The sequence below is a fragment of the Capsulimonas sp. genome, from assembly GCF_039929585.1.
Taxonomy (GTDB): domain Bacteria; phylum Armatimonadota; class Armatimonadia; order Armatimonadales; family Capsulimonadaceae; genus Capsulimonas.
Map to the genome: position 1 here is coordinate 1 of NZ_JBDSQY010000096.1, position 18,732 is coordinate 18,732.

Here is an 18,732-nt window from a genome sequence, read left to right on the forward strand (position 1 = left end):
ATCATGCGCGTTCGCCTTGCGCGCCGCTGTTTCCATTTCTTCCTGGGTCGCGTCGGGTTTGGCGAAGCGCAGATTGTCGGCAATCGTGCCGGAGAACAAGAAACTTTCCTGAGACATATAGCCGACTTGGCGCCGGTAGCTCTCAATTTCCAGGCTGTCGATCGCCATGCCGTCGACAAAGATATGTCCCCCCGACGGCTGATAAAATTGGCAGATCAGATTGACCATCGTCGTTTTGCCGGCTCCGGAAGGTCCGACCAGCGCGACCTTCTGCCCGGTGGGCACAAAGAACGAGAGGTCGTGCAGGATGGGATGGCCAGCATTGTACTCGAAAGCAAGATCGCGGACATCCACGGCGCCCGAAATACGGGGGCAGTGCTCTTTCTGGCCCGCGAATTCCTGGGAGATCGGCGTTCCAAGCAGGCTGAAGATGCGGTCGATGGCGACATCGGCGGTGGTGAAGATGTTCGCGGACTGGGTCATCTGGAGGATCGGCCCGAACAGCATTCCCGCGTAGAGATAGAACGTGACCAGTTCGCCCACAGTCAGCGTTCCATGGAGAACGGCGAGGCCGCCCAGGCATAGAATGGCGACCGTGGTGGCGCTGGTAATAAACTGACTTTGCACGCCGAGTTTTGACCATGCGCGCATCGATTCCACATTGTGCTCGTAGAGCGTGCGCAGATCCTGAGTGAACGTATCGCTTTCGGTTTCTATCTGACCGAGCGCCCGAATGAGCCGCATACCGGTAATGCGTTCCTGAAGCCGAGAGAAGACGGTCGCGACGGCGTCGCGCTGCGCCTCGGAGACGCGCTTCGCGTGCTTGCGCATGCGCGCGTAGATGATCGCGATCAGCGGAACGGTCATCAGCGCGAACATCGTCAGCTTGGCGTGCGTTGCGAACAGAACGATCAGGACGGCGACCACGGTCAGCGCGGGCGCCACTACCTGGAACGCGCCTTCGTATACCAGATGCCAGAGAGCATCGGCGTCCGTCGTAATGCGCGCCATGATCATGCCGGTATAGTTGTTGTCGAAGTAGCTGATGGGCAGGCGATTGAGATGCACGAACAGGTCGCGACGCAGATCCAGGTGCACGCGCTCGCCGATAACGCTCAGCCACATGCGCGTGAAATAGCCGGTAATCGCGCGGATCAAGAGGGTGACGATCAGTACACCTAAAATCGTCCAGAGCGCCTGCGTGATGGATAGGGAGCCGAGCAGGGGAAGCGACACTCGGCCGGCGCTCAAAGCATGAACGGCGAGCACACGATCGATGACAAAGCCAACAGCGCGCGGCAGCAGGACATCGACGCCCATGCCGATGACGAGGGCGATCAGGGAAGCGGCGAGGAGGGGACGATGCCGCAGGGCGTACGAAAGCCAGCGGCGGAAATTTTGCGGTTTCATGGAGCGTGCCTCAGGTCGCGCCTTGGGATCCACAAGTCATCCCAAGACGGAATTTGTGGGGCCGCGTCGCCCTGCAAGGGATATTATACGCCCTAGCGTTCGGAAATGCGATAGATGCGGGCGTTGCTCATGGCGGCGACGACCTTGCGCAGCCATGTGTAACGGCCAGAGAGGAAAACGATGCTGGTGTTGCCTGGCAGCTCCACGTGCTTGACGATGTCGTCGCTCAGCTCCGTGAAATCGATCTCCGCCTGAAGTCGGCGCCAGTTGCTGCGGGTATCGATCGCGAGCACATACAGCGGCTCGCCCTGTGTGTGGCGAACTTGCTTGCACAGCAGATACGCCGCTTCGATCTCCGGGCAGCGCGAGAGCTGCTGACGCAGGACGGCGAGGCGCTCGGCGGCTAATCCGTGATTGAGGAACTGGTCGCCCCGGTCCAGCGTGCTGCGCTCCATCTGGGCGAGCTCTTCATGGCGATATGTGAGGTGCGCGCGGCGCTCGTACTCGCTGGCGCGGGCGTGCTTGCCGCGCGCCCGGTAAAAGGCGGCGATCCGTTCGCAGATGTCCGGCCGCTCTTCGGGGTTCATTCGCAGCGCACGATCCAGCGTCTCGACCCCCGCCTCGTCGCCGATCTCCAGCTGAAGATGGCCCATGAGCAGCAGGCCGCGTATGCTGCTGGGGTACTGCTGCAGGAACTGCTGAAGCAGGCCGACGGCGATGGCTGGGCTGTGGAAGCGGGCGGAGAGCTGGGCGCGGTCCAGATGCTCGTCGGGCGTGAGTGGATCCGTCATCTCCTGCTGGGCGTAATTTGACAGCCGCATGCACAGCTGGCGCGCCTTGCTATGCTGCTCGATCCAGGATTTTTCGACTTCTTTGGTCCATTCAATGTCCAGCACCTTGGCGAACCGCTCTTCGACCCCCGCCAGATAACGCTGCGCGGCGCTTTCGGCGACCGGCTCGGGGGCGGGCAGCGGCGGCCGGGCGCCGTCGAGCGGACCGGCGGCAACGCCTCGGAAGCCGAGGGCGGCAAGGCGGTCGCGCAGGGCGGGGTGGGTGTCGGTGGTGTCGGTCTTCGATTCCCAGGCCTGGCGCATCCAGGCGGCCGCTCCTGAAGCGAGCGCCGCTCGCTGCTCGCCGTCGCGGAACATCATGCTGTAGGGTCGGACCGATGGCTGCCGTTCATGGTCGGCGCGTTTGTAGATCGAGGGCCAGAACGCCTCGCCCAAAAAACGTCCCGAGACCGAGGTGCGCACCAGCGCCTCCGCCATCACTTCTTTTCCGGCGAGCTTGGCGCCGCATCGGTCGGCCTCATACTCATTGGCGCGGGCCAGAACAAAAGTATAGGCGTAGAAGTACGGTGCGTACCAGAGGAAGAAGGGGAGGAAGAGCCAATTACCGTCGAGGTTTTCCAGCAATTGGAACCACATTTTGCGCAGCCGGTAGATCCATCCTGCAAACCGGCTATGGTTGCCGGAAATATGTGCGAGTTCGTGGGCGATGACAGCGCGGAACTGATCCGGCGGCAGCGCCTGAAGCAGAGGAAGCCCGAGGATCAGATAGTTCTCGTTTCGCCCGATCAGGCCGAAGCGCGGCGTCTGGACCACCGAGGCGTTAAACTCGTCCGTGAGCAGTACGCGGTCGAAGCGGGGCGCCTTCAGCTCGGCGGAGATTTCCTCCAGCATAGCGTACAGTCGCGGCGCGATCTCACGGCGCAGCTCCGGCCCCTCGGGGGCGGGCGCCTCCACCCGGAAGGTGTGGACGATCCCAGCGATCACGGCCAGGGTGGCGAGCAGGACGGGGAGGATGAGCCGGGCGAAGTCTGCGGGGCCGGCGCTGGGGTGGCGCAGGTGCAGGACGGTCCAGTAAACGAAATAGATCAGGGCGCCGATCGCGGCCATCATAACGGCCAGGATGACAAAGATGTAGGCGTAGCCAAGAGCGGCAAGACAAGCGACGCCAAAAGAGTAGCCACGCGGGCTGTGCTTCGCGTAACCTTCCAGGCGCCGTATTAAAGAATCAAATTTTCGCTGCGAATCGATCATCTTCGGGCGATGGGCCTCAAAACGTCTCCGGCTGCGTACTCTTCATTCTACCATAACATACCCAGGGGATGCTTGTATGAATGCATACAAGTAGACAAAAGCTTTTTAATTTGTTTGCCTCGCAAGTCTCCCAGGTGCAACTTTTCATGGGAATAGTGGTCATATTCTTCGTAAGCATATGATTTTCCGGCCGCTGAGAGACGGCATCGCGGGAAACTATGATACACTATTGTGTCGCGTCGCAGCACGTATAGACGATGCGCGGCCGAGGTTTTGCGGGACGCCCGAGAGGCGGACTCGCGATTTGAGGAGATTGCGCATGCAAATAAAACCGTTGGGGAAAGTGATTATCCTGATCGTTCTGATCGGATTGGGCATCGGCGTATGGCGCCTATGGAGCAAGATCGCGCCGAGCGCGGCGGTGAAAGAGACCGTCATTCCTGGGAAGGTCACGCTCGGAGAGGCGCCGAATTCGGCTGCGTCGCCAGACGCCAAATTTGTTCTGCCCGGCACTGGCCTTGGTGTCGCGAACAAGCCGGAAGTTCGTTTTCTTGGCTACGCTTGGAACGCGCAGATGGGAATTCTGCTCGCCAACGGCGGAGCTCAGGCGACCCAGGGCAGCTTGATGGCCAAGCACGGCGTCAACCTGAAATGGTCGCGCCAGGATGACAATAGTAAGCTCCAAGAGGCGCTGGTGTCGTTCGCCACCGAGCTTAGCCAGGGCAACCCGCAGCCGACTAAGGGCGCCCACTTCATCACCATTATGGGTGACGGCGGCGCGGCCTTCTTGCAGGGCCTGAATCCCGTTTTGCGCCGTATCGGACCGGAGTACCAGGCGAAGATCGTGGACGCCGCCGGTTATTCGCGTGGCGAAGACAAACTGATGGGGCCGGCTGAGTGGAAGGCGAACCCGTCGGCCTCGCGCGGCGGCTTTGTCGCCGGCGTCGTTCGCGATGGCGACTGGAACATCGCGCAGAAGTGGCTGGGCGACAATGGACTGCGCACCAACCCGGATGAGAAGACATACGATCCGGACGCGCTGAACTGGGTGAATGCGTCGGACTATATCGACGCCACGCAGAAATATATCGCAGGCTATTCCGAGACGCGGCCCGTGGTGCGCAACGGCAAGCGGACCGGCGAAACGAAAACGATTACCGTTGATGCGGTGGTTACCTGGACCCCAGGCGATGTCGCCGTTGCCGAAAAGAAGGGCGGACTGGTCTCCATCGTTTCAACGAAAGAGTACAGCTCGCAGATGCCGTGCGTCGTGATCGGGATCGACAAATGGATGCGGTCCAACCGCTCCACGGTCGATGGCATGATCGCGGCGATCGCCGAAGGCGGCGACGCCATCAAAGCGAGCCCGGCCGCCTTGCAGCGTGGATCGGAAATCAGCGCCGAGCTTTATCATGAGGCGGACGCCGGACCGGAATTCTGGTCCAAGTACTTCCGGGGCGTCACGGAAACGGACAAGACGGGCGAGAGCGTCGAACTTGGCGGCTCCTCGGTCAATAACCTGGCCGACAGCCTGCTGGCCTTCGGCCTGGTGCCGGGATCGTCCAACCTGGTCGCCGCGACATATACCGACTTCGGCAATCTGGTGAAGTCACAGTATCCTGAACTGGTGCCGACGTTCCCATCGGCGGACTCGATCATCGACACGTCCTATCTGAGCGATGTCGCCAAACAAGTCGCGCCGAATAAAACCGTGATTGCGGCGGTGAAGCCGATCTATAACAAAAAGAAAGCGATCACAGCGGTTATCGGACGGCGTAACTGGAATATCCAGTTCAACGCGGGCAAGGCCACGTTCACGCCGCAGGCCAAACAGGAACTGCAGAAGCTGCTGCGCAGCCTGCTGATCGCGAGCGGTACGGTGGTTGAGGTGCACGGTCACACGGATAACCAGGGCAACCCGGCCACCAGTAAGCCGCTGTCCGAAGCCCGAGCCTTCGCCGTGAAGCAGTGGCTGGAGGCCAAATCTCCGGTCAACTTCCCGGAAGGACGCGTCCGTGTCTTCGCACACGGCGACTCGAACCCGATCGCGCCGAATACGACTCCGGAGGGCCGGGCGAGAAACCGGCGTGTCGAGATCGTCATCGGAACGAACCGATAACGAGGTTCGTAACTACGGCGCTGGGGAAACCCGGCGCCGTAGTTTTTAGTGATAGGTTCTTTAACAATGAACGAAGCTGATCCAAATCAGAAATCGGCCGCGCCGGAGCCGATCCTTGCCGGCGCGCCCGGTCAGGGCAAAGTCTCTCACGGCGATCTCGGTCCCCGCCAGCGCTCCCGCCGCTGGGACGCCTTCGCGGCCTTTATGCCCAACCGTCTCGTGTCCAACGCAACAATGCAGCTCATCGTGATTGTCGAACTGGCCATCGCCTTGATCCTTTGGATTATGTCTCCGTTCAAGGCGCTGCCAAGGCCCATGGAGACCCTGCACGCCCTCCAAACGCTGTGGATGGGACAGGGGCTGGGACAGGAGCTTGGGACGAGCTTTAAGCTGAACGTGGAAGCGCTGCTCTGGTCGAGCGTCATCTCCCTGCTGCTGGCGTACAGCACGGTGCTTCCGGTATTTCGGCCCCTGGTTACCGCGCTTTCCAAAGGACGCTTTCTCAGCATCGTCGGCTTCACGTTTGTCTTCACGCTGATCTTCGGCGGCGGACATCCGCTCAAGCTTTCCCTGCTGATATTCAGCATCTCCGTGTTCTATATCACGTCCATGGCGGCCGTGATCGCCGCCATTCCCAAAGGGGATTTTGACCATGCCCGCACCCTGCGCATGAGCGAATGGCGCGTCGTCTGGGAAGTCGTGATTTTAGGGACCGCCGACAAGGCGTTCGAAGTGCTGCGCCAGAATGCGGCGATGGGCTGGATGATGCTCACGATGGTCGAAGGGATCGTCCGCAGTGAAGGCGGCGTTGGCGCGATGCTGCTCGGTGAAAGCAAGCACTTCCTGCTTCCCGAAGTGTTCGCCATCCAAATCGTCATTCTGCTGATGGGTTTAGTGCAGGACTATGCGATCGGCTTCGTGCGCCGGCTCGTCTGCCCCTACGCCGATCTAACCCTGGAGAGAAAATAATGAGCCCACACGCTTATGAACATCGAGAAACCCTCCTGAAGCTGGACAATGTGTCTCTGACGCTGGGCGGCAATAAGATCCTGCGCGATGTCAATTTGGAGATCAAGAACCTGGTTCGACCAGGGTTGACCCAGGGGCAGGTCGTGGCGCTCCTCGGACCATCGGGCGTCGGTAAGACATGCTTGTTCCGGATTCTTGCCGGCCTCGACAAGCCAGATACGGGACAGGTGCTCGTGGAGCAGGAGCAGGTTCTCGTGCAGCGGGGCATGGTGGGCGTCATCGCGCAGAACTATCCCCTGTTCGCGCACCGCACCGTGCGCGGAAACCTGGTCGTTGCCGGCAAACAGGCCAGGCTTCCGGGCGCTGAGATCGCCAAGCGAGCCACTGACATTCTGGCGCGGTTCGGCTTGGAGGAGCACGGGAGTAAGTATCCTGCGCAGCTGTCCGGCGGCCAGCGCCAGCGTGTGGCGATCGCGCAGCAGTTCATGTGCTCGGAGCATTTTCTGCTGATGGATGAACCGTTCTCGGGGTTGGACATGGTGGCCGTGGATCGTGTCATCGGCTTTATCCGCGAGATGGCGGCGTCGGATGAACTGAAGACGTTCATCCTCGTGACCCACGATGTGGACGCGGCCCTGCGTGTGGCGGACACGATCTGGCTGCTCGGTCGTGATCGTGACGATCAGGGCAAAATCGTGCCCGGCGCCTACATCCAGGCCACTTACAATCTGGCCGACTGCGGCCTCGCATGGCGCGATGAGCCGGAGAACATGCCCGAATTCGCCGAGCTGCGCAGGGAAGTCTGCGCGGCGTTCCGGAAACTCTAACTTCAACATAAAGCGTCCTCGCGCGATTCTTAAAGTAATTGCGCTGCAATTTCCATGAGACGCGTGAGGATGCGGGGCATAAGCTCCGGTATAATAGTGTTATGGCTCAGGTCAATCGTTTTGCAGAAGCGCTGAAAGAAAGCGCAAACGTCGTCGGCCTCGCCAGCGCTGGGTCGCTTTCCTTTGCGATCGGGAACCCCCTTCCTCTTTTGGTGGCGCTCGCCGCGGAAGCGGCCTACTTGCTGTTCATTCCCGACACGAAGTGGTACGGCGGGAGATTGGCGCAGCGGGAAGAAATGGCGCGCCGCAAGCGCAGCCAGCAGTTCCGCGCCGAGACGCTGCCGCAATTGCAGGAAGAAACGCAGGCGCGCTTCGCGCACCTGGAGATGGTCCAGGGACAGATCTACGCGCAGGCGCAGACGGATCAAAAGTGGTTCGGCGAGATGCTGCGCAAGCTCGACTTTCTGCTGGAAAAGTTTCTTATCTTCGCTCTCAAAGAACTGCACTTCCGAAACTATCTTATCTCCATTTGGGAAGAGTGTCAGGACAATCGCTCGCAGCCCTCGGGAAACGCGCAGCGCCAGCGTCCATCCAGCGGCCCTAAGCCGCACAACTTCACCGCCGCGCGGTTTTCCGGTCCTCCGTCCGCATGGGTTCCCCAAGTCGTCAAGGACGTTCAGGCGTCCTATAACGGCGATATGGAGAATCTGACTCGTCTGCGCGACGAGGAGACCGATTTGAACACCAAAGCTGTTCTGGAGAAGCGCATCGACGTGCTGAAACAGCGCCATGAGTTCGTCGGCAAGATCGGCCGTATTCTCACCAATTTGAACTACCAGATGGAATTGCTGGAAGACACATTCGGGCTGATCAACGACCAGATCCGTGCGCGCTCGCCCGAGCAGGTCCTATCGGACATCGAAGGCGTCGTGTATCAGACCGAATCGATGACGCAGCTGCTGGACGAACTGGCGCCGTTTGAGCAGATGACGGCTGGGGTGGGTCACCCGGAGGGGTGGCGCGAAGCGCCGGGGTGGGTCATCGGCGGCAAGCGCCGGTGTAGGCATCTGAACAAGCAACGAGAGAGTATTAGCATCCATGGATTTTCGAGAAAAATTGCGGAAGGTCGCGTCGCTGGTCGTGGAGCTGCCGCCTGAGACCGTGACACATCAGGCGGCGAGCGGGCATGACCCGTCGGACCCATACGCCGCGATCGACGCCCAGCTGGCGGGCGAGCCGCCGCCGCTGCCCACACGACCCAAGTCCGCGCCTTCGCGCACGGTGGAGCAGCTGCTCGAACAGACCTCGGGACCGAGCCTCTCCGCCGTGGAGCAGGCGGCCTCGGCGATCGTGACGTCGACAGGCGAGCCGCAGAACCTGTCGTTCACAGAGATCTATCAGCAGGCGGGCGTTCCCGCCGCGCCGTTCACCGCCGAGCAGATGCTGGATATGCTGTCGTCGATGCCCCCCTCAGTGCCGCTGGAGATCCGCCGCCAGACGATCGGCGTCACCCTGGGCGCGATGGGCAAAGCGATCGGCGCGACGCCCGACACTATTGTCGCAGACGCCTCCCGCAAGCTCGCCGCGCTCGCCTCCTACGCCGACACCGTCGCCGCGCACACTGCCGCCTTCACCACCAGCGCGGAGCAGGAGATCGCCGAGCTTCAGCTGGAAATCGACCGCAAGCGGCGCGCGATTGAGACGGCTCGCCAGAACCAAGTCGAAGTGACCCAGCTTTGCCACGGCGAAACGGACCGGCTCGACGACGTTCTGGAATTCTTCAGCCTGGACGTCGGCGCCTCCAAGCACGCCGCTTCCGGGACTGTCTAACAGACCGCTCGCTTCGCCACCGGGTGGCATGCCGGCGGCTTTGCGCAGGCATGGATTGCGATCGAGAAGAAACGACACGTTCCGCTTCGTACGTGAGACATGCCTGCGCAAAGCCGCCGGCATGCCACCCGGTGGCGATTGCCGAACAGAACTAGTCTCCTGACAAGCCTCGCTTTCAAACCCCAGGTATAATCCCCTCGTGATACCCTCTTTAGACGACACCATTTGCAGCCTCGCCACGCCTCCGGGCGTCGGCGGCATCGGCGTGATCCGCGTCAGCGGCCCCCAGGCCTTCGCCGTGACCGACGCCGTCACGAAGCGTCCCCGCGATGTTTCCAGCGCCTCGTACGCCGGTCATACGCTGCACCGCGCCGATGTGCTGGCGCACGACGGTTCCGTGATCGACGACGTTTTGCTCGCGATTTTTCATGCGCCCCGGTCGTATACCGGCGAGAATGTGGTTGAGATTTCAGCGCACGGCGGGCCGGTCCCGCTGCGGCGGATTTTGAGCCGACTGCTGACCAGCGGCGCGCGTTTGGCGCAGCCGGGGGAGTTTACGCAGCGCGCCTATTTGAATGGCAAGATGGACCTCGCGCAGGCGGAAGCTGTTGGCGATATTATCGCAGCGCGGACCGATGAGGCGCTGACGCTTGCGCGCAGTCAGCAGTCCGGACGACTGAGTGCAGAAGTCGCCGAGATCCGGCATTTGATCCTGAGGCTGATGGCTCTCATCGAAGCTTCCATCGATTTTTCGGAAGATGTCGGCGAGCTGGATATGGAGCTGTGCGAGAGGGAAATTCGAGAAGCACAGTCCCGAATCGTACGTCTGCTTGCAACGGCGGACCGGGGGATTTTAGTTCGTGAGGGGCTGAAGATGGTTCTGGCCGGGCGGCCCAATGTCGGCAAGTCATCATTGCTGAACGCTCTGCTGCGCGTTTCCCGCGCCATCGTCACGCCGATCCCGGGGACCACGCGCGACACGCTGGAGGAAAGCGTCAATATTCGGGGTATTCCCGTACGCGCCGTTGACACCGCCGGAGTGCGCGACACGGATGACCTTGTGGAAAAACTCGGCGTCGAGCGCTCGCTGGAAAGCCTGCGCGGCGCCGACTTCGTGCTCTTGGTATTGGACGCCGTTACGGGAGAAACGGAAGAGGACCGATCCTTGCGCGCGCAGCTAGGCGAAACGCCTCATCTGATCGTCTGGAACAAGTGCGATATCCAAATGCCCGAAGACTCTGGCGCGGACGCCGTTTGCGTGTCGGCGTTTACTGGCGCTGGAATTGAAGCGCTGGAAGAAACCATCGCTGGGCGTGTGCTCGCGGGCGGTGTCACCGACACGGCGTCCGCCGGCGCCATTATCTCCCACTCGCGCCATCGGCGCGCCTTAGAAGATGCGCAGTCGCGTCTAGATGATGCGCTCGTGACACTCAGCAATCAGATGCCGGCCGACTTTATCTCCATCGATGTGCGCGGGGCGCTGATGTCACTGGGGGAAGTGACGGGGGAGACGGCGACGGAAGATATCATTCATGAGATCTTCTCACGTTTTTGTATCGGAAAATAACGATCACAAGATTGGCGGGGCGCCGTTTGTCCGAGTATGACCGAAGCGCGCTTCATATTCGCGAATGAGATCCGCGTCAATATCGGCAGTGTTGATGGAGGTATCGCCGCTCGCATGGCGATGCTTGCGGATACGCATATGGGCCGAATTTGTTTCTGAGTGGGAAAGCGCCGAAGCGATCCATTCCGCCGGAGTGACGCCCTGCTCGGTGGCTGCGCGCAGGAGCGCTTCGTACGTCTGATCCGTCAGATCGATGCTTGTCAACTGAGTGTCCCCCAGCTGTATTTTATCACTAAAAAATTATTTTTGCGAACTGGGGTTTAATTGCGCGCTAGGTTGGGCATTTTACTGGTGAATTGAAAATCCGGGCGCGTCGGGGAGAATGATATTCTTCTTCCGGGCTAGTCGCGGCCAGCGTGCAGGCGCGGATAGATACGTTTTATCCGTGTTTGCGACGAGCTGGATCGCGCGGCGGCCTCACGCTTGGTAACAGTCTCACTGACAACTGAATATCGACCCATGGCGGCTGCCGGCATCTACCGGTGGCCGCTTTGTCTTGTGTGAGCGCTTTAAGGCAGCCTCTCCTTAATATTGTTGTTTGGATCGTAGACTTCCAGATGCGCCGGCGCAATCAAACGATCTATGAATACGCAGAGACAATAGGTTCCGGGAACACGCGCCGATTCGAAACGAATGGCTTGAAAAGCTCCATTGTCAAAAATCGCTCGTCCAAGAATCTGAGTGACGCACGGACGCCCACGTTTCTGCGCTTGACGCCAGGGTTTTGTCAACTCAACAGTATCGGTCCCAAGCGCATGCTGAACTACGGAATCTGTCAGATCCAGCACCGTTTCTAATTCATAGAGGATTGATGCATATCCGCCGGGTGGCGTCGGTGAAGCGAGACCTGGATGAGTCAGTCTTAAGATGGCTTGTACGGGATTTGCCTCATCGAAGGCCGTCGCCAAATCGTCCGCCATGTAGATTGTTTGCGGTCCGCCCCTCGGTGTAAAGCGCGCTCCCGATGCGGGCGCTCCCAAGCCGTAGAGATAACGATTGGGATGCAGCGGAGGATTGGCCGCCAGATACTTGTAATCGATGACTCGGTACGCATGTCCCTGCATAGAAAGATGCGAAAGTGTTGGCAATATCTGAGCCAGATCGGCGGGTGTGTGCATCAGCCGGGCTGCCCCACAAGCGCGTCTTCCAGCAGTTCCGCAATAATCTCCTGGTCGCCTAACGCGATCGCCGAGAGCGGCGTCTGATGATCGTCCAGATCTTGGCTGGGCGTGTTCAGCCAGGCTTTAGCGCGTTCATGTGAACCCGCGAGCTTGGAAAGGGCAGAGGCGACACGTAAGAAGACCTTAAGGCTCTCTTGTAGCGTCGTGGAGTCTGGTGTCTTATGAACCGTCGCATACCCTCGGCCCAAAAGGCCGGCGAGCGTTTTAAGCGGCATTCCAAACCATTCCGCTGTTCGGGCGGCATCCAATCTTCCGCTTTCCGGGTTGTGCAAATCAGGCATGAGAAGCGTCCACGGCGACCGCGACGGGTCTTTCAATAGCGGGCGTGGAGTTGAGCGCTTGATCATGCCGCGCAAACGAAGCTGCATTTCCTGATCGCTGGCTTCACTGCTGACCCATGCGATGTCGGGCTGTGAGAGAGCGGTCAGGGTGCGCTTTGATAGGCTCCCGCTGACATTGATCACGTAAAAGAATTTGAGCTTTGGCTGCGTTTCTCGCAGTTTTATGGCTTCCTGGAGGGTGGGAGCCCCGGTTGCTTCCAAATTCAGCACGACGATATCCCCAGGCCTCTGCTCATGGGCTTTGAAGTTTCGCCACGAAGTAATTTCTTGTTTGGGGGAATTCGTTTTAGATTGTTTAGGTCTGGGAGAATCCCAGCCAGACCAGACACGCTGCGATAATTTTTCTTCGTCGTCAACGATCAAAATATTACTCATTGTCGTTTCCTCCGTACTAGAAAAAATTATACCTTGGATTGACTGAAAATCAACCAGAAATCAACTTAATCACTGTTCTGTTCCGCCACGGTTTTGGCGTCCGTCTTTTCTTCTTCAGGAATGCGTTTGCTTTCGGCGTCTTCCAGGACGACGGAGCCGTAGCAGGCGGTCGGGCTGCCGACGCGTAGAGCCCAGCCTTGGTCGCCGTAGCTCCAGTGCCACCATTCGCCCACATAGTTGGTTAACCCTGCGCTTTCCATGGCGTGGATCAGCATGCGACGGTTGTCGCGAATGTGCTCGGGAAGCGTGTGCAGATAGGTGGGGGCGGTCGCCCAGAAATCTTCGCTGGCGGTGAAGTCCATGGACTCCCCGTCGGGTTTGAGGACGCCGACATCAAGCGCGGCGCCGGTGGTGTGGGGCGGGGGAGATTTGAACTCCAGCGGCGCGACCATCCGGTTCACGTTGCGCTGAAGGGAGGCGGCGCTCCAGTCTGGGTGCTTCTCTCGCATCGATTTTTCGACATTGACGCGGATCTCAGTCTGCATCTCCCACGTACGAAGGCCTGTTCCCACAGCGAGCTTGTGTCCTGGCGGCAGCGCCGCCTGGACCTGGTTGACCATTTCGGCCACGGTCTTGCGTAGGAACGGGAGACAGCCGGGGCGCAGAACCACATCGGGGCAGGCGTCGCGCAGGTCCACGAGCGGCTCGCCACTGTCAATGATTGGGATCGCGCGCAGGCGGCTCAGCGGCTCGCCGAAGGATCGGCGGTCGAAGCGAACATCAAAAGAATGTACGGTGATGGGTTTCGGATAGCGGGACGCCGTCTCAGTCAATCGTAATTTCTCCCTCGTAGACGACATCAGCGGGACCGGTCATGGCGATCGCGGCGTCTTCTCCCGCCCAGGCGATGCGCAGCACGCCGCCCTTCGAACGGATCTCAATCGCTTCAGAATCCATGGGGACGACGCGCTGCCGCTTTGCGGCGACCGCCACCGCGCAGGCGCCCGTGCCGCAGCCCAGCGTTTCGCCGGCGCCGCGCTCCCAAATACGCACTTCCATGGCGCAGTCGCCGTTCGGAACCGCCCAGAGCACGCTCGTGCGTTCCGGGAACAAGGGATGCTCTTCGATGAGCGGGGAATAGTGCAGGAAGTCGGCCTCACTGGGCGGATCGCCGAAGATCACCGTGTGCGTGCTGCCCGTGTTGACGCTGTTGATGGAGAAGATTTTGCCGTCGACATTGAGCGGGTAGTCTTGCACGGGAACACCGGTCGGCCCGCAAAACGGAATCGCCTCGGTTTTGAAATGAGGCTGGCCCATATCCACGGTCAATTGGCCATGGCGAGCCTCAGCGTCCGATACCACCACGCGCACATCGCGAACGCCTTCTTTGGTCGCCACCTGGAACTCACGCTCGCCGGCGGTCCATCCACGCGCGAACGCCCAGAGCCCCACGCAGCGCAGACCGTTGCCGCACATGTCTTCGGACCCGTCGGGATTGAACATCCGCATGGTCACGGGAACCGTCTCAGAATCGCTCTGGCCGACCACCAATAACCCATCGGCGCCAATGCCGAAACGGCGTTCGCAAACATGCAGCGCCAGCGCCGCCAAATCACCGTCCTTGGGAAACGCGGCGGCGTCGATCACCACGAAGTCATTGCCGACGCCCTGCATCTTAGTAAATCGCATGGAGTTTCCAACAGGATGGCGCCCGGCGCGGTTCCCGGAGCTTTACCGTTTCACTGCGCTATTCATCGCAAGGGCGCCGGCGGTTGAAACCGCGCCTCCAAGATCGCAGAAGTCCGCCTGCGCGGACTACATGTTTCCAGACGATACTATTTACAATACGCGCGTTGTTCAGACGTTACCGTAATCGATAATGTAACCCACACAGGTGGGTTTCTGCGATCTCTGAGGCGCGGTTTCAACCGCCAGCCTATTCTCTGGATGGCTTCTTAATTTCAGTGAATGCTCTTACCCCTCCGGATAAGACCCCAGCACGTTCACATAGATCGAGTGCGTGCGCAGTTCGGCGAGGGCGCGCTGGACGGGTTCGTCCTTTTCGTGGCCCTGGAAGTCGGCGAACTGAACGTATTCCCAGGAGACGTTGCGCGTGGGCCGGGAGGCGATCATGCTCAGGTTGACGTTGTGGTCCTCGAAGGCGCGCAGGGCGCGGCCGAGGGAGCCGGGGGCGTTCTTCACGGCAAACAGGACGCTGGTCTTGTCGCGGCCCGTCTGAGGCGGCTCGTTGCGTCCGACGACTAAGAAGCGCGTGCGGTTGTTCGGATTGTCCTCAATGTGCGGCTGCAGGATCGGGACACCGTAAATTTCGGCGGCCTTGTCGGTGGAGATGCCGGCGCCCTCCGGGTCCGCGGCGGCTCGCTCGGCGGCTCGTGAGGTCGGCATGGTTTCAACAAGCGTGACATTCGGGAGATGCGTTTCCAGCCATCGCTTGCATTGACCCTGCGGCTGACTGAAGGTGTAAAGCCGCTTGATGTCGGCGATGGACTTCGCGTGGCTGACAAGGTGATGGGCGATGTTGACGTAAATCTCCGCGCAGATTTTCAGTTCCGTCTCGTGGAACATGTCCAGTGTGTAGTTGACGACGCCTTCCGTGGAGTTCTCCACGGGGACGACACCGAAGTCGGCCAAGCCCCGCTCGACTTCGCCGAAGATCGCCGGAATGTTGGAGGCGTCGTGGAACAGCGCCGACGACCCGAACCGCTGCAATGCGGCGATGTGGGTAAACGTCCCAGCGGGTCCCCAGTAGGCGACCGTGATGGGGCGCTGGAGCGCGATGCTGGCCGAGATGATCTCCCGGTAGATGGCGACCAGGGCTTCTTTGGGCAGCGCGCCATTGTTGTGAAGTGCGAGGATGCGCTGGATGACGTCCCGCTCTCGCTCCGGCGCAAAGATGCGGACATTCGGCTCGGAAGCCTTTTGCTTACCGACCTGAAGGGACACTTCGGCGCGGCGGTTGAGGAGCGAGACCAGCTCATTGTCGATGGCGTCGATCTGCTCGCGTAAATTATTCAGGCTCATGATGGGGGCAGGTTCGCCGCCTGGGGCGGCGATTCCTGCCGATGGGAACTGGCTTCTCCCGCGCTTGACTTCAATTTGACCACATGCTACAATACGAAACGCATTTTTACGGTGGGTCCGATGGGTGTTTTTCGATGGTTTTCCTCTGAAATCGCCCTTCACTCGCCACATTTGGGAGCACCGATTGACCGAGATCGACAATTCAACGGAGACGATACGCCGGCTGCTTGCGCTGGTCGTGGAGCATGGGCTTTCCGACCTGGAGGTGGAGCAGGAAGGAATCGCGATTCGGATCAAAGGAGTGAGCGCGGAGGCGCCGCTCGTTTACGCCGCGCCGCCTGTCTGGCATGCGCCCGCTCCGGCTGCCGCCGCGCCCGCAGCTCCGGCCACGCCCGCTGCGCCGGCGAAATCCAGTACGCGCGTAGCGCTGGAATCGCCGATGGTCGGCGTCTTCTATCGCTCGCCAACGCCGGACGATCCGGCCTTCATTAATGTGGGGGATTATGTCGCCATCGATCAGACGATCGGTCTCATCGAAGCGATGAAGACCTACAGCGAAGTGCCGGCGGAAAAATCGGGCCGGGTCGTTGAGATCGTGGCCGAGAACGGCAAGCTCGTACAGCTCGGGCAGCCGTTGTTCTATGTGGAGCCTTCGTGAGCAAAGATCAAATCAATGTCGGATTAATTGGCTTTGGAGTCGTGGGGAGCGGAACGGCCCGCATCCTGGCGGAAAACGCCGAGGTGATCGCCAAACGCGTCGGCGCGCCGATCAAAGTCAAGCGCATCGCCGTGCGCAGCCTGGACCGCAAGCGCGATTTTGACGTCGATCCCGCGATGCTCACCACGCGCCCCGAGGATGTGACGGACGATCCCGAGATCGATATCGTCTGTGAGCTGGTCGGCGGCCTGGATCCGGCTTACGATCTGGTGATGCGCGCCATCAAAAACGGAAAGAACATCGTCACCGCGAACAAAGAGATGATGGCCAAGGCCGGCAACGCTCTGCTGCATGCGGCGGAAGAGAATGGCCTGGACTTCAGCTTCGAAGGCAGTGTCGCCGGCGGCGTCCCGATCATCCAGCCGCTCAAACAGGCGCTTGCCGGCAATAAGTTCCACCGAATCGCCGGAATTCTTAACGGCACCACCAACTATATTCTCTCCAAGATGACCAGCGAGGACGCGGACTTCGCCGACGTGCTCGCCGAAGCGCAGGCGCGGGGCTACGCCGAAGCAGACCCGACCAGCGATGTCGGCGGCTTCGACGCGCAGTACAAAACGGCGATCCTCGCCAGCATTGCCTTCAACACTCGGATCAATCTCGCCGATATCTCCGTGGAAGGCATCACCAAGATCGCCAAGCGCGATATTGAAGTCGCCAAGGATTTGGGCTACGTGATCAAGCTGCTCGGCATCGGCGAGGACTTGGGCGGCGCGCTGTCCGTCCGCGTGCATCCGGCTCTTCTTCCAAAGACCCACCCCCTGGCCTCCGTTAACGATGTCTACAATGCGGTCTTCGTACAGGGCGACGCCGTGGGTGATGTCATGTTCTACGGTCGCGGCGCGGGCAGCATGCCAACCGGATCGGCGATTGTCGGCGACATTATCGAAACCGCGCGCAACATCCGCAGCGGCGCTACTGGTCGTCTGGGCTGTACGTGCTTCGACAGCAAGCCCGCCGTCGGCATCGATCAGCTCGACGCTAAATTTTATGTCCGCCTCGTTGCGAACGACCGCCCTAAGGTTCTCGCCAGCATCGCCAGCGTCTTCGGCGACTTCGACGTCAGCATCGAAAGCGTCGTCCAGCGCGCCCTGCCCGACGGCGACGCCGAGATCGTCTGGATCACGCACAAGGCGATCGAAGCGAACCTGCGCTCCGCGCTGGAGATCATCGGTCGGTTGAAGTTCGTCACTGAAGTGCAGAACTCGATTCGGGTGGAAGAATAGGGTTTGCGTTTTGCTGAGCGTCTACGACGCTTAGCGTCATTTGAGCCAGGTGGTTAAGAAGCCCGCGAATTGTAAGAATGCCCCGCGATTAAGATGGCCGGCGGTTAAAACCGCGCCTGCAAGAGCGCGGAAGCCCACCTGCGTGGGTTACATATTCGTATGCGATACCGCCGAACAAAAACGCAATTTTAGGCGGTGGCGTTTAGGATCATGCAGTCCCCGTAGGGGGACTTTTGCGCTCTTGCAGGCGCGGTTTCAACCGCCGGCCATCTTAAATCGCCGCGCGCCTTCCAAACCGTCTGCCGATTTTACCGCCGAGCCTATTATCCGCCGGCGCCTCTGGTGTTTGCACTGACGCTGCGTTATTTATAATTAAGGGAATTGACCGATATGTACCTGCCGGCGGATCAGATTCCCCGTGACTTAAATGCCCGCCTTTGGGCGCAGCTCATCGCGCCGCGCCCGCTCGCGCTCGTTTCGACGCAAGATGGCGCCGGCGTCAAGAACATCGCCCCGTTCAGCTCTTACGCCGCCCTTTCCAACTATCCGCCACTGATCGGCCTGTCGTTTGGCCTTCGGCCGGATGGAAACGAAAAGCGGACGCTGGTCAATATCCGTGAGAGCGGCGAATTCGTCATCAATCTTGTCCCGCGCTATATGGCCGAGATTATGACGCAGTCGGCGGCGCATGGCGAGCCTAAGGACGATTTTGTTCGTTTAAACGTGACGCCTGTACCCAGCGAAACCGTTGCGCCGCCGCGCATCGTGGAGTGTCCCGCCGCGCTGGAGTGTCGTCTGCTGCAAATCGTGGCGCTGCCGCCGAGCAAGTGCGAGTTTGTGGTCGCCCAGGTGACCGGCGTGTACCTGCGCGACGAGTTCGCATCCGACGAAGGCTTTGACCCCATGGCCGCCGATCTGCTGGCGAGCGTGGGTGTGGAAGATTATATTTCTCTCAACGGAGAGGTGCTGACGCTGCCCAAGACCTGGGAATAAGAGCGGCCCTCACCCCGTCCTTCGGGGCCCTC

Annotated in this window: 17 protein-coding genes; 9 read left to right on the forward strand and 8 right to left on the reverse strand. The window is 60.3% G+C overall.

All coding sequences use genetic code 11. The features are described 5' to 3' along the window. Both ABIZ35_RS06865 and ABIZ35_RS06870 read right to left on the reverse strand, forming a co-directional pair. Positions 1 to 1,410 (reverse strand): ABC transporter ATP-binding protein (locus ABIZ35_RS06865; protein WP_348219138.1); only part of this gene is annotated, 1,410 nt, incomplete at its 3' end. A 92-nt stretch (positions 1,411 to 1,502) separates the two neighbouring features. After that, on the reverse strand, positions 1,503 to 3,452 hold the full coding sequence (locus ABIZ35_RS06870) for a M48 family metalloprotease (protein ID WP_348219139.1): 1,950 nt from the start codon (positions 3,450 to 3,452) through the stop codon (positions 1,503 to 1,505). Between the two features lie 319 nt (positions 3,453 to 3,771). On the opposite strand from ABIZ35_RS06870, the gene ABIZ35_RS06875 reads away from it, so the two are divergent. The 6 genes from ABIZ35_RS06875 (at position 3,772) to mnmE (ending at position 10,764) form a co-directional block, all read left to right on the forward strand. After that, the gene (locus ABIZ35_RS06875; RefSeq protein WP_348219140.1) at positions 3,772 to 5,571 is read left to right on the forward strand and encodes an OmpA family protein; all 1,800 of its coding nucleotides are present in this window, start codon (positions 3,772 to 3,774) and stop codon (positions 5,569 to 5,571) included. 66 nt (positions 5,572 to 5,637) lie between these two features. Then, entirely contained in the window at positions 5,638 to 6,540 is a 903-nt protein-coding gene (locus ABIZ35_RS06880) for a nitrate ABC transporter permease (RefSeq protein WP_348219141.1), read from the forward strand. Beyond that, entirely contained in the window at positions 6,540 to 7,367 is an 828-nt protein-coding gene (locus tag ABIZ35_RS06885; protein ID WP_348219142.1) for an ATP-binding cassette domain-containing protein, read from the forward strand. Before ABIZ35_RS06880 ends, ABIZ35_RS06885 begins: the two co-directional genes overlap by 1 nt. A gap of 101 nt (positions 7,368 to 7,468) precedes the next feature. Next, positions 7,469 to 8,524 carry a hypothetical protein gene (locus tag ABIZ35_RS06890; RefSeq protein WP_348219143.1) on the forward strand — a complete coding sequence of 352 codons (1,056 nt, stop codon included), beginning with the start codon at positions 7,469 to 7,471 and terminating at the stop codon, positions 8,522 to 8,524. Then, positions 8,466 to 9,197 carry a hypothetical protein gene (locus ABIZ35_RS06895; RefSeq protein ID WP_348219144.1) on the forward strand — a complete coding sequence of 244 codons (732 nt, stop codon included), beginning with the start codon at positions 8,466 to 8,468 and terminating at the stop codon, positions 9,195 to 9,197. The genes ABIZ35_RS06890 and ABIZ35_RS06895 overlap by 59 nt, the downstream gene beginning before the upstream one ends. A 199-nt stretch (positions 9,198 to 9,396) precedes the next feature. Continuing rightward, positions 9,397 to 10,764, forward strand: coding sequence for a tRNA uridine-5-carboxymethylaminomethyl(34) synthesis GTPase MnmE (gene mnmE / locus ABIZ35_RS06900; RefSeq protein ID WP_348219145.1), 1,368 nt, complete (start codon positions 9,397 to 9,399; stop codon positions 10,762 to 10,764). 3 nt (positions 10,765 to 10,767) lie between these two features. On the opposite strand, the gene ABIZ35_RS06905 is transcribed toward mnmE, so the two are convergent. The 6 genes from ABIZ35_RS06905 to pheA all read right to left on the reverse strand — a co-directional run bounded on the left by ABIZ35_RS06905 (position 10,768) and on the right by pheA (position 15,763). After that, entirely contained in the window at positions 10,768 to 11,028 is a 261-nt protein-coding gene (locus ABIZ35_RS06905) for a hypothetical protein (RefSeq protein WP_348219146.1), read from the reverse strand. A 305-nt stretch (positions 11,029 to 11,333) separates the two neighbouring features. After that, positions 11,334 to 11,942 (reverse strand): RES family NAD+ phosphorylase, encoded by a 609-nt coding sequence (locus ABIZ35_RS06910; protein ID WP_348219147.1) that lies wholly within the window; start codon positions 11,940 to 11,942, stop codon positions 11,334 to 11,336. Continuing rightward, positions 11,942 to 12,709, reverse strand: a complete 768-nt coding sequence (locus ABIZ35_RS06915) for a hypothetical protein (RefSeq protein ID WP_348219148.1) — start codon at positions 12,707 to 12,709, stop codon at positions 11,942 to 11,944. The genes ABIZ35_RS06910 and ABIZ35_RS06915 overlap by 1 nt, the downstream gene beginning before the upstream one ends. 77 nt (positions 12,710 to 12,786) lie before the next feature. Next, positions 12,787 to 13,554, reverse strand: a complete 768-nt coding sequence (locus ABIZ35_RS06920; RefSeq protein ID WP_348219149.1) for a M15 family metallopeptidase — start codon at positions 13,552 to 13,554, stop codon at positions 12,787 to 12,789. After that, on the reverse strand, positions 13,547 to 14,410 hold the full coding sequence (gene dapF, locus ABIZ35_RS06925) for a diaminopimelate epimerase (RefSeq protein WP_348219150.1): 864 nt from the start codon (positions 14,408 to 14,410) through the stop codon (positions 13,547 to 13,549). The genes ABIZ35_RS06920 and dapF overlap by 8 nt, the downstream gene beginning before the upstream one ends. Positions 14,411 to 14,695: 285 nt before the next feature. After that, positions 14,696 to 15,763, reverse strand: coding sequence for a prephenate dehydratase (gene pheA / locus ABIZ35_RS06930; RefSeq protein WP_348219151.1), 1,068 nt, complete (start codon positions 15,761 to 15,763; stop codon positions 14,696 to 14,698). A gap of 184 nt (positions 15,764 to 15,947) precedes the next feature. Between pheA and accB the strand changes: the two genes are divergently transcribed. The 3 genes from accB (at position 15,948) to ABIZ35_RS06945 (ending at position 18,700) form a co-directional block, all read left to right on the forward strand. Then, a complete protein-coding gene (accB, locus tag ABIZ35_RS06935) occupies positions 15,948 to 16,421 on the forward strand; it encodes an acetyl-CoA carboxylase biotin carboxyl carrier protein (RefSeq protein ID WP_348219152.1) in 474 nt (157 codons plus the stop codon). Further along, the gene (locus tag ABIZ35_RS06940; protein ID WP_348219153.1) at positions 16,418 to 17,707 is read left to right on the forward strand and encodes a homoserine dehydrogenase; all 1,290 of its coding nucleotides are present in this window, start codon (positions 16,418 to 16,420) and stop codon (positions 17,705 to 17,707) included. Before accB ends, ABIZ35_RS06940 begins: the two co-directional genes overlap by 4 nt. A gap of 390 nt (positions 17,708 to 18,097) precedes the next feature. After that, positions 18,098 to 18,700: a flavin reductase family protein gene (locus ABIZ35_RS06945; RefSeq protein WP_348219154.1), complete on the forward strand. Its 603-nt coding sequence runs from the start codon at positions 18,098 to 18,100 to the stop codon at positions 18,698 to 18,700. Positions 18,701 to 18,732: the final 32 nt, after the last annotated feature.

Excerpts from the sequence above, each read along its gene's own strand:
- ABIZ35_RS06870 (WP_348219139.1), bottom strand. The coding sequence starts at position 3,452 with ATGATCGATTCGCAGCGAAAATTTGATTCTTTAATACGGCGCCTGGAA.
- ABIZ35_RS06890 (WP_348219143.1), top strand. The coding sequence starts at position 7,469 with ATGGCTCAGGTCAATCGTTTTGCAGAAGCGCTGAAAGAAAGCGCAAAC.
- ABIZ35_RS06945 (WP_348219154.1), top strand. The coding sequence starts at position 18,098 with ATGTACCTGCCGGCGGATCAGATTCCCCGTGACTTAAATGCCCGCCTT.
- ABIZ35_RS06895 (WP_348219144.1), top strand. The coding sequence starts at position 8,466 with ATGGATTTTCGAGAAAAATTGCGGAAGGTCGCGTCGCTGGTCGTGGAG.
- pheA (WP_348219151.1), bottom strand. The coding sequence starts at position 15,763 with ATGAGCCTGAATAATTTACGCGAGCAGATCGACGCCATCGACAATGAG.
- ABIZ35_RS06880 (WP_348219141.1), top strand. The coding sequence starts at position 5,638 with ATGAACGAAGCTGATCCAAATCAGAAATCGGCCGCGCCGGAGCCGATC.
- ABIZ35_RS06910 (WP_348219147.1), bottom strand. The coding sequence starts at position 11,942 with ATGCACACACCCGCCGATCTGGCTCAGATATTGCCAACACTTTCGCAT.
- ABIZ35_RS06885 (WP_348219142.1), top strand. The coding sequence starts at position 6,540 with ATGAGCCCACACGCTTATGAACATCGAGAAACCCTCCTGAAGCTGGAC.
- dapF (WP_348219150.1), bottom strand. The coding sequence starts at position 14,410 with ATGCGATTTACTAAGATGCAGGGCGTCGGCAATGACTTCGTGGTGATC.
- ABIZ35_RS06875 (WP_348219140.1), top strand. The coding sequence starts at position 3,772 with ATGCAAATAAAACCGTTGGGGAAAGTGATTATCCTGATCGTTCTGATC.